Here is a 13112-nt window from a genome sequence, read left to right as displayed (position 1 = left end):
GAAGGTAACGGCAATCCGTCTGCTCATCTCGGTACAATTTGCAACGCGAGTCCGTTTCGCCAGATAATCCGATCATGAGCGTACAGGTCCGGTCCGGCTGTAGGTAATCGCAGTGCTTTGCATCTTCTCGTGTAATTAACGGAAACACCCCCTTTTAAGCACGCCAAATAAGCCGCCTCAGAAATCGGGCCGCTTTGGTCGTGTACGTTTTTTAATTGAAGAGAACTTTAATCGCCGCCAGCTTTTCCGCTGACCCTGCGAAAACAATACGCGGATTAATGATGATGCGCTTCTTACGTCTATCGCGGACGTTATGTGGCAGGTAGAACACCGGCTCACCTTCAAGCTTGATAGACTCAAGAGCAATACGAAGCCGCTGCGTGTTCTGATAATGGAGCAAGGCTGCCAGCCTTTCGAGGTCCATCGGTTGAAGCCGGTCTTCGTCGGGTTCTTCCGGATTGTAGCAAACAATATTTGTCGAGAAGCTTACAAAAGGAAGAACTGCGTAGATGATCGCCAATTGCTTAACACTCCTGCCGTTATACCGCTCATATAGCCCGCGTACCGTATCCCGAAACATCCGAGTATGACGGAAACGATCCAACTTATATTGCGAATCCCTTAGCACGCCCCGGTAGAATACAGAAGGGTTCACGTATAAGTCGCCGTACTCATCCTCTACGGTCAGAATAGCCTCATCCACAAGCTTACGGTACAATTCCGAGAACCGCGGGCGGCTCATTCCGAGCAATCTTTCGAGTTGCTTCCGATCTATACGTCGTCCGTTATCGTGCTGAAGGCGGCCATTATAGCCTGTATACGTCCCGATGAGCATTAAACGAGCTAGATCGGACTGTGTCATCGAAGGGAACCTTTCGCTCATCGTCATACAGCCGTCAAATAGTGCAAACACGAAGCCACCGTTTTCCGATTCGTGCGTACTAATCTCATTTACAGCAGAATAGCCATGCGCCTGTTTTTCCGTAACCTTGATTGCGATTTCGAGCGTATCTCCGAGCATATCCCCGACTTCCTGCTCAACGGCTTCCTTCTGAGCAATTACACCTCGCTTTACTTTAGGCGTAAGACCTGCCCATACTCGATGTTCCTTTTTGCGCGCGACTGACACGCAACCCCCTCCTTTTGGAAATTAATAAATACCACGCTTTTCAGGAACAAAAAAGGCGAAATACCCTGCTTTTCAGGAACAAGCTTTTTAGAGTGGTACTACTGAAAATCGTTGATGCAAAGCCTTTTTTCGCTCTTTTTCTGTGTTTCCGTCGATTCTATCCCTCTTTCTTCAGTCAATTCTTATTCCTTGACGCGCATGAGATGTAGTATGAAGTTGATCGTATAACCTCCTGCCGCCGCCCTTCGGTCGTTGCCTCACCGCGCCCAAAAGATGGCACGATGAAAGTGTATCTCTACCAAAGTCTTTCTCGCGTTTAGAATATGTACAGACGTCCCGATTAGGGGCGGATGTCCGCAGGAGCGTAGCGACGCGGAAGGTAAAACGGATGAACACGCCATATCTGCCGTTGTAGCGTCTACTTTCCCGGTAGTAACGTATCCCGGTATATCTCGATTAGGCGCGTTAATTTATCCGGCGTAAGTTCGAGTTCTTTTTCGAGCATATCCGCCCTGACTTTCGGTAGGTTACGGGCTCCGTTCTCGACGTAAGAAACGAATCGCCCACTTACGCCCATCAACGCGCCTAATTCTTCGTATGAGAGCCGATAGACTGCGCGAATGATACCGATGTTGCTTTCGTTAACGACCGCCATTGTAAACACCTCCCTTTGCGTTCTGATTCTTGAACTAGCTTCGTAAATAAAAAGACCGCCGTCATGTCGTCAGGCACACGACACGAGTGCGATTTTACTTTCACATATAAGGCCTTGAGATTACCGCAAAAACAACCTCACCTTCGAAAAAAGTTTCCTCATAACATATAGATAACTAAACGGGCAAAATATACGATCTAAACGGAGGAATTTACGCGGTCCTCTCATACACGTATGTAACTGAGCGGTTAAAAAACAACCTATATCGTAAGAGTGTACGAAGCGTACCCGCAACAATCTACTCCCTCATAACGTATAGCCACAAAACGACAGAAAATACAGGGTACAAATTAAAAAATTCACACAAAATTCACAAACGAAAAGAGCATTCGGATTTTATCCGCAGCGTTCTACTTCCTCATAACATATAGCCGCAAAACATAGTAAAATATACGATAAAACGTTAAATTATCGTAATAGGACGCAGGGAATATGCACCAGTTTGTCGAATTTTAGCGTAATCCAGTACCAAAGGACTACGTAATATGAAGAAGAGTGGGCGTTTTATGCGTGAGAACGGCACCTTCAATTATGCGAGTTAAATTAATGAGGGGGAACTATCAATGATTTGCCCGAGCTGCACAACTAGCATCTTCTTTGACCCTATAAAAGAAATGGTCTTCGAAATATCTGAGGGGCATGGTAGAACATTCGAGGGAAGCTACTGTCCTGAGTGTGGTGAGCTTATTGTAATTAGTTACACTGGCGAACATAAAATAAATCAAACCGATGGCGGAGCTTATATTATGCATTCAGGCGAAGAAGAGGCTGTCGTCTATCCTTTGAACAAAAATAGATATACCATCTCAAGCGACATACCAATTGAATATTCATCTGACTTTTCAGAGGCAATTAAGGTTCTCCAAATCAGCCCTAAAGCCAGTGCCGCACTCAGCAGAAGGTGCCTTCAAAATTTCTTACACAATAAACTCAATATTAAAAAGAGTAGTCTTGCACTAGAAATAGACCAGTTTATCAAGTCAGAAAAAGTGCCGAGCTACATCCTTAAAGCAGTAGATGCAATTCGAAATATAGGAAACTTTGCAGCCCACCCTCTAAAAGACACCCGAACGGGAGAGATAATTGATGTAGAGCCTGGCGAAGCCGAGTGGCTGCTTGAAGTATTAGAAATGTTGTTCGATTTTTACTTTATATACCCTAGGAAGCTTGAAGCTAGAAGGAAAGAACTAAACGAAAAGCTAAAAGCCCTAGGAAAACCACTGATGAAGTAGATTAGGCGATAAATTCCGTATAATACTGGCCCTCGCATTAGCCGGCATCTTTAACGTTTACCACCGTTTCGTACACGATCGACAAAAACTTTTCAGAAAATGGAACCTACGTTCGCATCCTGCGTATTACTGGATATAACAAGCAGACGACCGGTGCCTGAACCGGATTTACCGGCCGATCGTCCGAGGATGATAAATCTATGTGAACTACGCCTGCCTGACGGATATTGCCGTATCCGGACGTAGGAATTATTGAAGGAATCGGCCAGCCTACCGAGACGTTGGCGCGTCTTACGTAGGCCGACCGAAGTTTACCGAGCAGTTGGCGCTACTCAGCGATTGTTCCGCATAGCGATCCCTCCGATTGGCGTCGGAAAGTACGGACATGAAACTTTTAGCCGCCGATGTTGCAGCAAAGACAGCCAGGTAATGCACGCGCGTCTCCTCCCCATTTATGGCGTTAGGTTCATCGGAGGACGCGCTATCCCTTCTTCTTAACGAGATTTAATTCGATATCGCCACGATCATCGAGCCATAGCAATTCGTCGATTATAAACATCAATCCGTCCATACTTCGGAGCCGATCGAGTGTTTCTGTGACCACGTCCAACAAGTCGCGCTGAACGTTTCCCGCAAGCTGAAGGCCGCCCGAGTCACCATCGATAAATAAGTGCGTATGTTCCGGATGGTCGACTTTGTGGACGTGACGAAGCCATAAAATACCGTTCTCAAGGTGGAAAAAGTAGTGATCCGCGTATAAAACACCCTCCACGAGTTCATACATATGCGGCAGATCGTAAGGTCCGTAGGCCAGCGCCGCCCGTTCTAATTCGGTTGACTCACCCATGCTCAAACGCCTCCATTCGGAAATACGTTGTTAAATGCCGCATCTAGCTCTTTTAACGTCTCAATTCGTTCGGCATCAGTGAAATGCGGACTCTCCAATACGTTGCCGACCGCGAGTATATAGAAACGGAATGCAATCATTAACGCCTCGCCTGTCGTTTCGGAACCAAGCCGATAATCCGTGAATATTTCCAAGTAAGACATTACGCCAACACCTCCCGCGCGATCAACACGACAGCGTAGATGAATTTAAGAATCGAGACAATACGTTTACGATTTTTGCGTGATAATACGATGTTACGCGTAGCTTGCGAATTTACTGTAACGTTCAATCTGGACGCCCCCCTTCCCGACAATGAATCCGAGTTCCTTCATAACGTCCATTGATAGCGTTAAACTACCGAGAGGCGAACATTGATTGACTCCGGTTATCCGCCAGAACGCCCGCGCCTGTATGACGAGCTCCTGACGTGTGCCGACGTACCGAACTATGTAGTTCCCTGTGATCGGATCGAGTACGTAGCGAACTTGAGCCGGAGTAACTAGCGGACGAACAACACGGAAGACTTCCCGTTTCATTTCTGCGTCCAACTCAAAGCCGAGTTCAACGAGCTGTGCCGGAGTAGTCTCAACAATGTCGCCGTAGAGATACGGATTAGCTTGCGGTATAATAGTGAAGAATAATTCCGATGTAACGCGGAGTTCTTGGCGAGTGCGGCCGCTTCCGACCGTGATGATAATGAGGTTGTCGCGACGATTACGGATGAAACCTAACGTTATTGACATATGATTGCGCCTCCTAGCGGGATTATAAGGTGAATTGCGTTGATGCTTCGTTACGGTACGATGCTGCTCGGGATAAAGATGAAACTTTTAATAACTCAATTCGTTAATAACCTGATACGATAATAACCCCATGAGTTAATATAGTCAAGCCTTTTTATGATAAAATAAAATTAATTACAAGGAGGATCGCGGATGATTCGTTTTACACTTGAAGAGATGCTCAAGAAAAGAGAAATGAGTATGTATGCATTGTCTAAAAGCTCAGGCATCCGTCCAAATACCATAGGCCAGTGGGCAACAAACGACGGCGTTGACGTAAAGTCTATAACAATCGAGACTCTTGATAGAGTTTGCTCCGTATTAGACTGTCAACCGGGGGATTTAATTAAATACATACCTCAAGGAGCCGAAGAAAGTACCGAACCAAAAAAAGAAGACCGTTAATTTAGCGGTCTTTTTGCGTTAAATTATCGCCTATCCTCCGCCCCCTTGCGTACCCCTTAACGCAGGCTTTAGCGTCCTGATACACGCTGATTTCACGGTGAAATTATACGATATATGGGTTAATATCCTTGTTAAACGATAAATAATTAAAAAGGGGTATCCAATTGACCGAAGATGAAAAGGATTACTATAAAAGTAAAATTGATTATAACAAATGGGTTTTAGGCATTATTTCTATTTTATTAGGTTTTACGATTACCCTTTATGGAAAGATTGAGAGCGCTCATTTTCTTTTTATACTTATCATTGCTTGGGCAAGTTTAGGATACTGCTTCTTCACCTCCTATGGATTACTGAGGATGTATTCTTTTGTTTTTGAAAATAAACTTTTGCCCGAAAAGGGACTTTCTCAAAAGAATCAAAAGATGATGGACAAGCAACCTAAAGATGAATTTAAGCTATCCAAAAACCAGGCATACTCTTTTTTTGTGGGCCATCTCTCTATACTTATCTTCATATTACTTAATTTAATCTTCTAATTATTACGTGAGTGAAGTCGTAACTTTATCATCTGATTTACCTACGATAACTGCGGAAATCAACGCATACAAGCGCGTTGCAGGTGAGGCTATTTTCGAAATCGGCCGCCGTCTCAAGTCTGTACGCTATGCAAAATCGGATAGTACGGACCCGGAAGCAAGGAAACTCGCCCAACAACGTGAGGAAGCAGGCGGGTGGATACGGTGGCTTGAGGAACACGTTGAGTTTAAGCGGTCATACGCACACAAATTTATCTCCGTATACGACGAAATCGGAGAGAGCGTTTCGACGTCGAAACATCGAGGTTTGGAAGCACTCTACGAGATCGCAACGCTTCCGTCTGACGAACGCACTCGGGAATACACGCTGAAATCCGGAGTTACGAAGGTTCCGGACGAAATGACCGTACGTGAACTACGCGAAGTAAAGGCTGCGCTGAAGGCCGAGCGTGAAGCGCGGGAACTTGCGGAGGCACGTGCGGAGAAGGCGGAAGACGATTACGGCATTATGTGCGATACCCTCGAAGCTGTGCGTGCAGAACCACCGAGGGTATAATTCCCAATTTTTTCGTAGTATAATTCCCCTCTATCTGATAAAATTGTGCTCAAAGTAAATAAACGTAAAAGGGGTTACATCTGATGCGATACCTTCTTGCTATTCTGATTCCGCCGCTGGCGGTCCTGCTCTGTGGGAAACCCGGCCAGGCTATTTTAAATTTTATACTGTGTCTATTTTTCTTCGTGCCTGGTGTCATTCACGCACTGGTCGTTGTAAACAGCCACAAAGCTGACTTGCGAAACGAAGAGCTTATCCGCGCAGTACAGCGCGGGCAGAACCGATAAACGACGAAAAAGCCCGTAATCCTCTACGTTGAGGACACGGGCTTTTAACGTTAAATTAGGCGTTTATGGCGATACTCTTATGTGGGTGTTCTGGACGGAGTTATGGCGCTTATTTACGGTCAGAACGCGATGATATTTCATGCTCTAACATTTTTGAAACTCCTAATCCGGTCGATATCAATTTCTCGATCCTCTCAGTATTAAATACTTGATTATTAATTTCCACGGACATATTAAGATAAAAAGTAATTATTTCGTTCAATTGTTTTTCATTCAATACATTCCCAACTGTATCAGAATGCCTTTCCCAACTAGTACTTTTAAGCCCACTAGTTAGTCCTAATTCTCGATAGTTTATAAATTCTACACTTAATTTCGAAAACATCTTCTCTATTGATCCTAAATGAACTATATTGTAATCCAACTCATTTTTGACTGATTTTAATGCTGTCGTATTATTTTTAGTCTCTTGAAGGTTAATTAACTCCAATTGCTTACTAAACTGTTTCGCTATTGAGTCCCTTGTCACTAACCATGTGGCTATAGAACCAATAACACTCCCCATAAGTCCAGGAATTACACTTCCCCAAAAGTCTCCCATTAAACACCTCACTTCTCCCCGATAAGTTTGAACGCTCCCCAACGTAACTTCCGATATCATAGTTTTGAACGGAAAACTTTACGCTTCGACTAATATAGACATATTTTACTATGTGAACAATCCATAATCTAGTACAATTTTCCTGTGCATACAAGAAAATAACGCCCACCTCCAAAGAGATGAGCGTTGTTATATGTTTTATTAGCGTCTCTTTCCTACGCGAGACATTCCGAGTCGTGAGAGCGGTGAATACTGCGAATGACTATCACGCATGGCTTCCTCGTTTATCTTGACGTATCCCTGCGTGGTCTTAATATCAGCGTGCGCTACAATCCGCTGCAACGTGAAGAGATCCCCACCGTTGAGTAGGTAGTTTGTGCAGAAGTAATCACGGAATCGGTGCGGAGACACCGGAGTTACCTTTCTGTCGATACCTACTTTGTCCGCATACTGGCTAAGTCTCTTTCTGAATTGATCGGCTTTCAACGGATCGCCGTAATTCGCTAGAAATATGAAGTCCGTATCAAAGTAAGTGTGATTCTCTTCCATAAGGATAACCAACTCACGTAAAACACTTGCCGAAACTGGGACAATTCGCGGCTTTCTGTTTTTATTCATATGACCCGGTAATCGAATACAACGCGACGCGATATCCAGGTGGGTCGATTCCAACCTCAACGCCTCGTTAATCCGCAACCCTGTATCCGCAAGTAACCTCATAATAGTACGATCTCGGAAGCCCGCAAATGTATCAACGTCGGCAGCTTCAATTAAAGCCCGGAGTTGTTCATCGACAATTACACTCTTCTCCTCTGTATCCTTGCGCGGTGGCTTCAGCTTCTCCGCTGGGTCTTCTTTCATCAATCCCTCGGACATCCAAAATTTACACATTGTTTTCAACGCGCGGAGCCTTGACGCTACCGTGACGGGTGAAAGACTGCACCCTTCTACTCGCCGCTCTACAACACCGTCATATTTTGTCCGTTCGTAGGACATGTAGTTTATATACTCGCGTAGAATGGCCGTATCGAGCTGACCTACTTCATCTATCTCCGAGTGATTCTCCATAAGCCACTCCCGAAAGTAACGCCAGTAGCTTTGATAGTCTTCGAGTGTTCGCGTCCGTAACTTCTCCGCTCGTTTAGCGTTGAAGAATAGATCGAACCCCAAGTCAAGCCCGACGAAGCCGACCTCTTTTCCAGACCGTCCACTGCGGCGTTTAGCCGTAACCGCCTTACCCTTACGTGGATCAACCGACATAGCAAAAAACCTCCTACAAAATACCGTAGGAGGCTCCGTATATATCGCATTTCAGCGCCGACGTTCGTCTGTTTTATCGCTAGGAAAACGTTGACCTAGCGTCTGCCTATCCGGAACATTCAACGAGTGACAAACGTTGATATGACGGGAAATTCTAACGAGGGATGCTGGTGAAGGGAATTGAACCCCCGGCCTACGCATTACGAGTGCGTTGCTCTACCCCTGAGCTACACCAGCAGGTCAGTGTAACTGACAACAAAAACTATTATACTCTTAGTTACATAAAAATCAATCACTTACATCAACTTTTTCAACTAGGATTTGGATTTAGTTCGGTAACATTTCCTGTCGCGGTGCCAGATAGTTTCTCTGCGACGGAACGGAGCTTTTGGTGACTGGATGAAGGCTTGTCACGGCGATCATCAATTTTGACCGAGGTGGAAACACGCTTCGCTCCTGACAGGAATGGTGCTTCGTGCAGCGCAGCAATGGCGGTGAATACATCGTCCAACGAACCTTCAATAATCGTACTCATGGAGGTAAGCTCATAGGTAATTCCTTTTTGCGTTTTCAACACTTTTTGCATCTGGGCAACGTAGTCGCTCAGGCTTGTACTCCCCGTTCCAATCGGGATCACTGTCACTTCTGCAATAGCCATCGCCAAGTTCCTCCCTAAAATTAAAATCGTCGCTGCTTTAAAAATTTAAAATTTCAGTCCGATAGAGCGAGCAACCTTATTTCACAAAAAAAGTTCATATGTATGCTGCTTGTTTCTGTAGGAAACATCTTTATCATTCATTGTACCGTTCAAACAGCCTCAATTCAAATACAGCCCGCGACTTCTCTGTATATTTTGATTTTCCATTCCTTTTCCTTTACGTATGGCTTCGAATGTTGCTATAATACTCCTTGCACTTATTTGAAATTTTAAGTTTTTACACACAATATGTTGGGTTAAATATTCATAACACGTCTAAATATAGTGATGTAGCCGATAAATCGTACGGGAACCATCTTTTCCCCCTTCATTGGCAGGTACATCGCTATTTCTATGTTATTGGATTACATACAGCCCCCAAATGCTGTCTGACCATCGCTTTTTTCGCCATTATCTTCTCATCATGATCATTTTCATGCCTATTCCCAAGTATGATTCCAAATCAAGAAAGCGAGGAATTAATCCTATGCCACAACTCGTAACCAAACCAAACAATCGCCAGTTGGCTTTTGATGAAATACGCATCTCCGTATATGCCGACCGTGTACTCAGCGGACTGGACAAGCTGGATAAGGATCGACTCATTCGCGGTGTAACTAGCAAGCTGCGCCGGGACGAAGTCACGGGGGATGACATTAGCAACGCGTTTGCGATGGCTGCCCTTGAATTGGTTAGTAAGGAAGAACCGGACTGGAAATTTGCCGCTGCACGTGCTTTGCTCACTTCCTTGTATAAAAAAGCGGCTACTCACCGCCGTTACAAATCCTATGCGGACGAGCCTTACGGCGCTTTTTATCCACTGATCACTGATTTGGTCCAAAAAGGAATTTACCGTCAAGAACTGCTCGACTACTATACCAAGGAGCAGATTGATGAGCTGGGCGATTCCATTTTGCCGAAAAATGACCTGTTGTTCGATTATATCGGGCTGTTAACACTGTCTGAGCGCTATTTGGCCAACGATTTTGACGGACGCGTAATGGAACTGCCGCAAGAACGCTACATGATCATCGCGATGTACCTGATGCACCAAGAGCCTGCCGACAAGCGGATGGAGCTGGTCAAAGAAGCGTACTGGGCGATGAGCAACATGTACATGACAGCAGCTACACCAACGATGTCCAATGCCGGAAAAAAGGTGGCCGGACAGCTCTCCAGCTGCTTTATCGACACCGTAGACGACTCGTTGGAAGGTATTTTCGACTCCAATACGGATGTAGCCCGTCTTAGCAAAATGGGCGGCGGCATCGGCGTATACCTTGGTAAAGTACGGGCGCGTGGCTCCGATATCCGTGGACATAAAAATACAAGTTCCGGCGTCATTCCGTGGATTCGCCAGTTGAACAATACAGCTGTTAGCGTAGACCAATTGGGTACTCGCAAAGGTGCAATTGCCGTATATCTGGACGTATTCCATAAGGACATCCTCGCATTCCTTGACCTGAAGCTGAACAACGGTGACGAGCGGATGCGTGCACATGACGTGTTCCATGGCGTATGTCTGCCCGATCTGTTCATGGAGCGGGTCGAAGCACGGGGCGAATGGAATCTGTTCTGTCCGCATGAAGTGAAGAAAGTAATGGGCTGGAAAGATGACAACGGTCGTCCACTGGGACTGGAAGATTTTTATGATGAAACCTTCGGTTCAGGTACCTTCCGCGAAAAGTATGAGGAGGCGTCACAGCATCCCATTCTCTCTCGTATTACAGTGCCTGCCATCGACATTATGAAGCGCCTGATGAAGTCGCAACTGGAAACAGGTACGCCTTACATGTTCTACCGTGATACGGTAAACCGGGCCAACCCGAACCGCGCCCATGGTATGGTGTATTCCTCCAACCTGTGTACGGAAATTATGCAAAATCAATCTGCAACTGTAGTGGAAAAAGAAGAATTGGTCACAAAAGACGGACAAACACGCATCGTTATTTCCAAAATTCCTGGCGATTTTGTGGTGTGCAACCTGAACTCCATCCATCTGGCTCGTGCGGTTCCAGCAGGTGTGCTGGATCGCCTCGTACCGATTCAGGTACGTATGCTGGATAATGTTATTGATATCAACAACATTGAAGTACTGCAAGCACAATATACGAACAGCCAATATCGCGCTGTCGGTCTGGGTACATTCGGACTGCATCATCTACTCGCGCTGGAAGGTATCCGTTGGGAATCCGATGAAGCGGTAACCTATAACGATCATTTGTATGAAAAGATTAACTACCTGGCCGTCAAATCCAGCATGGAGCTAGCGAAAGAAAAAGGCCGTTATGCCAAATTCGAGGGCTCTGACTGGTCTACCGGGCACTATTTCACTTCCCGTGGCTATACAGATGGTACACGCGAAGGCAAATTTGTCACTACCTCCGAGTGGAGTGAGCTTGCAGAAGAAGTCCAACAAAACGGTGTCCGCAACGCATGGCTGTTCGCCATCGCGCCTAACGGTTCCACGTCTATTATTGCAGGCTCTACCGCCAGCATTGATCCATTGTATGAGCTGCTTTCCTATGAAGAGAAAACAACTTACAAGATTGCTAACCCTGCACCGGACTTGAACGAAAAAACTATCTGGTACTACAAGACGGCTTTCTTGCTGGATCAACACGCTTCGATCAACATGGCTTCTGCACGTCAGCGTCATATTGACCAGGGCCAAAGCTTTAACCTGTATGTACGGCCTGATATTAAAGCAACTGAATTTTTAGAGCTGCACATCCATGCCTGGAAATCAGGTATGAAATCGACCTATTATGTACGCAGCCGCGCACTGACGATTGAAGAATGTGATAGCTGCGCATCCTAAACTAAAGGAGAGAAGCTCTCATGCAGTTACAGAAGATTTTTAACACGGAAGCGCCAAATCGCTCTACCCGTATTATTGAAGGCGAAAGCTCCGGTATTTTGAATTGGAACGATATTCGGATGCCGCATATGTACAAATTGTATAAAGTGCTACTACTGAATCACTGGATTCCAGATGAAATTCCGATGTCCAAGGACGCGTCCCAGTTCCCTGTGCTGGATGCCGAAGAACAGCGCACCTTCAAAATTAACATCGGCCTGCTGGCTGTACTGGATTCGATGCAAACGATGTTTGTCGGGGATGTAAAACGCTATTTTACCGACTCGTCACTGGAAGCTATTTCAGCGATTATCGGGCAGCAGGAAGTGGTGCATAACCAGTCCTACTCCTACGTTCTGTCTTCTTTGGTGTCAGATCAGGAACAGAAGGAAATTTTTGAATACTGGAAAAACGATCCTGTCCTGCTGGAGCGTAACACATTCATCTCGGACATTTACCAGGAGTTCCGCGATGAGCAGAACCCGCAAACCTTTTTCCAAGCGATGGTAGCGGATTTGATTTTGGAAGGCATTTTCTTTTACAGTACGTTTGCGTTCTTCTACAATTTGGCCCGTGATCAGAAAATGATGGCAACCAGCCAAATGATCTCGTATATTCAGCGTGATGAAAATCAGCATTGCTACTTCTTTGCCGAAGTGTTCAAGCAGCTATTGTCCGATTTCCCTGAGCTGAATACCAAGGAAAATACGGACTATGTCTATCGTATGATTGACCGCGCTGTGGAGCTGGAAACGAATTGGGCGCATTATACGCTCAAAGAGGTTCGCGGCATCGACCTGAACGAGCTGAGCGATTACATCAAATACATGGCAAATATGCGCCTGAGACTGCTTGGTATGGACAAAGCGTACGAAGGCGTAGATGTAAACTGTATGCCTTGGATCAAACCATTCTCAGATGAAGCGCTGAATGCGACAAAAACGGACTTCTTTGAAGCAAAATCACGCAATTATGGCAAGGTCGGAGATGACAACGGATTTGACGATTTGTAAGTCATAAGATACAGCCTTAGCTCGGTACTTACCGGGCTAAGGCTTTTTTCATGAGAATTTACGCAAATACGCAAAAAAAATCATGAAACATCTGAATAACTATTCATATTTTCCTATTTGTACACGATATATATGAAGGTAAAAAAA

General features: G+C 45.4%; 15 protein-coding genes and 1 tRNA gene. 7 read left to right on the top strand and 9 right to left on the bottom strand.

The window, feature by feature from the left end; all coding sequences use genetic code 11:
• Window positions 1–211: 211 nt before the first annotated feature.
• Window positions 212–1129: a hypothetical protein gene (locus tag MKX46_RS18045; protein WP_341071578.1), complete on the bottom strand. Its 918-nt coding sequence runs from the start codon at window positions 1127–1129 to the stop codon at window positions 212–214.
• Window positions 1130–1547: 418 nt separating this feature from the next.
• Entirely contained in the window at window positions 1548–1784 is a 237-nt protein-coding gene (locus MKX46_RS18040; RefSeq protein ID WP_341071577.1) for a helix-turn-helix domain-containing protein, read from the bottom strand.
• Between the two features lie 623 nt (window positions 1785–2407).
• Between MKX46_RS18040 and MKX46_RS18035 the strand changes: the two genes are divergently transcribed.
• Complete coding sequence (locus MKX46_RS18035; protein ID WP_341071576.1) at window positions 2408–3076, top strand: DUF4145 domain-containing protein; 669 nt, start codon at window positions 2408–2410, stop codon at window positions 3074–3076.
• Between the two features lie 481 nt (window positions 3077–3557).
• Here the strand turns inward: MKX46_RS18035 and MKX46_RS18030 are convergent, their stop codons facing one another.
• The 3 genes from MKX46_RS18030 to MKX46_RS18020 all read right to left on the bottom strand — a co-directional run bounded on the left by MKX46_RS18030 (window position 3558) and on the right by MKX46_RS18020 (window position 4708).
• On the bottom strand, window positions 3558–3923 hold the full coding sequence (locus tag MKX46_RS18030) for a hypothetical protein (RefSeq protein WP_341071575.1): 366 nt from the start codon (window positions 3921–3923) through the stop codon (window positions 3558–3560).
• A gap of 2 nt (window positions 3924–3925) precedes the next feature.
• The gene (locus MKX46_RS18025) at window positions 3926–4126 is read right to left on the bottom strand and encodes a hypothetical protein (protein WP_341071574.1); all 201 of its coding nucleotides are present in this window, start codon (window positions 4124–4126) and stop codon (window positions 3926–3928) included.
• Window positions 4127–4219: 93 nt separating this feature from the next.
• Window positions 4220–4708: a hypothetical protein gene (locus tag MKX46_RS18020; RefSeq protein WP_341071573.1), complete on the bottom strand. Its 489-nt coding sequence runs from the start codon at window positions 4706–4708 to the stop codon at window positions 4220–4222.
• Between the two features lie 192 nt (window positions 4709–4900).
• Here MKX46_RS18020 and MKX46_RS18015 point away from each other — a divergent pair, with 192 nt between their 5' ends.
• The 4 genes from MKX46_RS18015 to MKX46_RS18000 all read left to right on the top strand — a co-directional run bounded on the left by MKX46_RS18015 (window position 4901) and on the right by MKX46_RS18000 (window position 6534).
• Window positions 4901–5152: a helix-turn-helix domain-containing protein gene (locus MKX46_RS18015; RefSeq protein WP_068941884.1), complete on the top strand. Its 252-nt coding sequence runs from the start codon at window positions 4901–4903 to the stop codon at window positions 5150–5152.
• A gap of 164 nt (window positions 5153–5316) precedes the next feature.
• A complete protein-coding gene (locus tag MKX46_RS18010; RefSeq protein ID WP_058830405.1) occupies window positions 5317–5691 on the top strand; it encodes a hypothetical protein in 375 nt (124 codons plus the stop codon).
• A 7-nt stretch (window positions 5692–5698) separates the two neighbouring features.
• A complete protein-coding gene (locus MKX46_RS18005; RefSeq protein WP_341071572.1) occupies window positions 5699–6247 on the top strand; it encodes a DUF3102 domain-containing protein in 549 nt (182 codons plus the stop codon).
• An 83-nt stretch (window positions 6248–6330) separates the two neighbouring features.
• Window positions 6331–6534, top strand: a complete 204-nt coding sequence (locus MKX46_RS18000) for a YqaE/Pmp3 family membrane protein (RefSeq protein WP_014282210.1) — start codon at window positions 6331–6333, stop codon at window positions 6532–6534.
• A 109-nt stretch (window positions 6535–6643) separates the two neighbouring features.
• Here the strand turns inward: MKX46_RS18000 and MKX46_RS17995 are convergent, their stop codons facing one another.
• The 4 genes from MKX46_RS17995 to MKX46_RS17980 form a co-directional block, all read right to left on the bottom strand.
• Complete coding sequence (locus tag MKX46_RS17995; RefSeq protein WP_208332425.1) at window positions 6644–7135, bottom strand: hypothetical protein; 492 nt, start codon at window positions 7133–7135, stop codon at window positions 6644–6646.
• Between the two features lie 201 nt (window positions 7136–7336).
• Entirely contained in the window at window positions 7337–8395 is a 1059-nt protein-coding gene (locus MKX46_RS17990) for a tyrosine-type recombinase/integrase (protein WP_341071571.1), read from the bottom strand.
• A 165-nt stretch (window positions 8396–8560) separates the two neighbouring features.
• Window positions 8561–8632 (bottom strand) — tRNA-Thr (locus tag MKX46_RS17985).
• Window positions 8633–8705: 73 nt separating this feature from the next.
• Window positions 8706–9053, bottom strand: a complete 348-nt coding sequence (locus MKX46_RS17980) for an MTH1187 family thiamine-binding protein (RefSeq protein ID WP_013308518.1) — start codon at window positions 9051–9053, stop codon at window positions 8706–8708.
• A 526-nt stretch (window positions 9054–9579) separates the two neighbouring features.
• Here MKX46_RS17980 and MKX46_RS17975 point away from each other — a divergent pair.
• The gene (locus MKX46_RS17975; RefSeq protein ID WP_029517884.1) at window positions 9580–11913 is read left to right on the top strand and encodes a ribonucleoside-diphosphate reductase subunit alpha; all 2334 of its coding nucleotides are present in this window, start codon (window positions 9580–9582) and stop codon (window positions 11911–11913) included.
• A 20-nt stretch (window positions 11914–11933) separates the two neighbouring features.
• Window positions 11934–12965: a ribonucleotide-diphosphate reductase subunit beta gene (locus MKX46_RS17970; RefSeq protein ID WP_029517885.1), complete on the top strand. Its 1032-nt coding sequence runs from the start codon at window positions 11934–11936 to the stop codon at window positions 12963–12965.
• Window positions 12966–13112: the final 147 nt, after the last annotated feature.

Source organism: Paenibacillus sp. FSL P4-0113, assembly GCF_038009305.1.
Classification (GTDB): domain Bacteria; phylum Bacillota; class Bacilli; order Paenibacillales; family Paenibacillaceae; genus Paenibacillus; species Paenibacillus polymyxa_D.
This window is presented reverse-complemented; position numbering and strand designations above follow the sequence as displayed.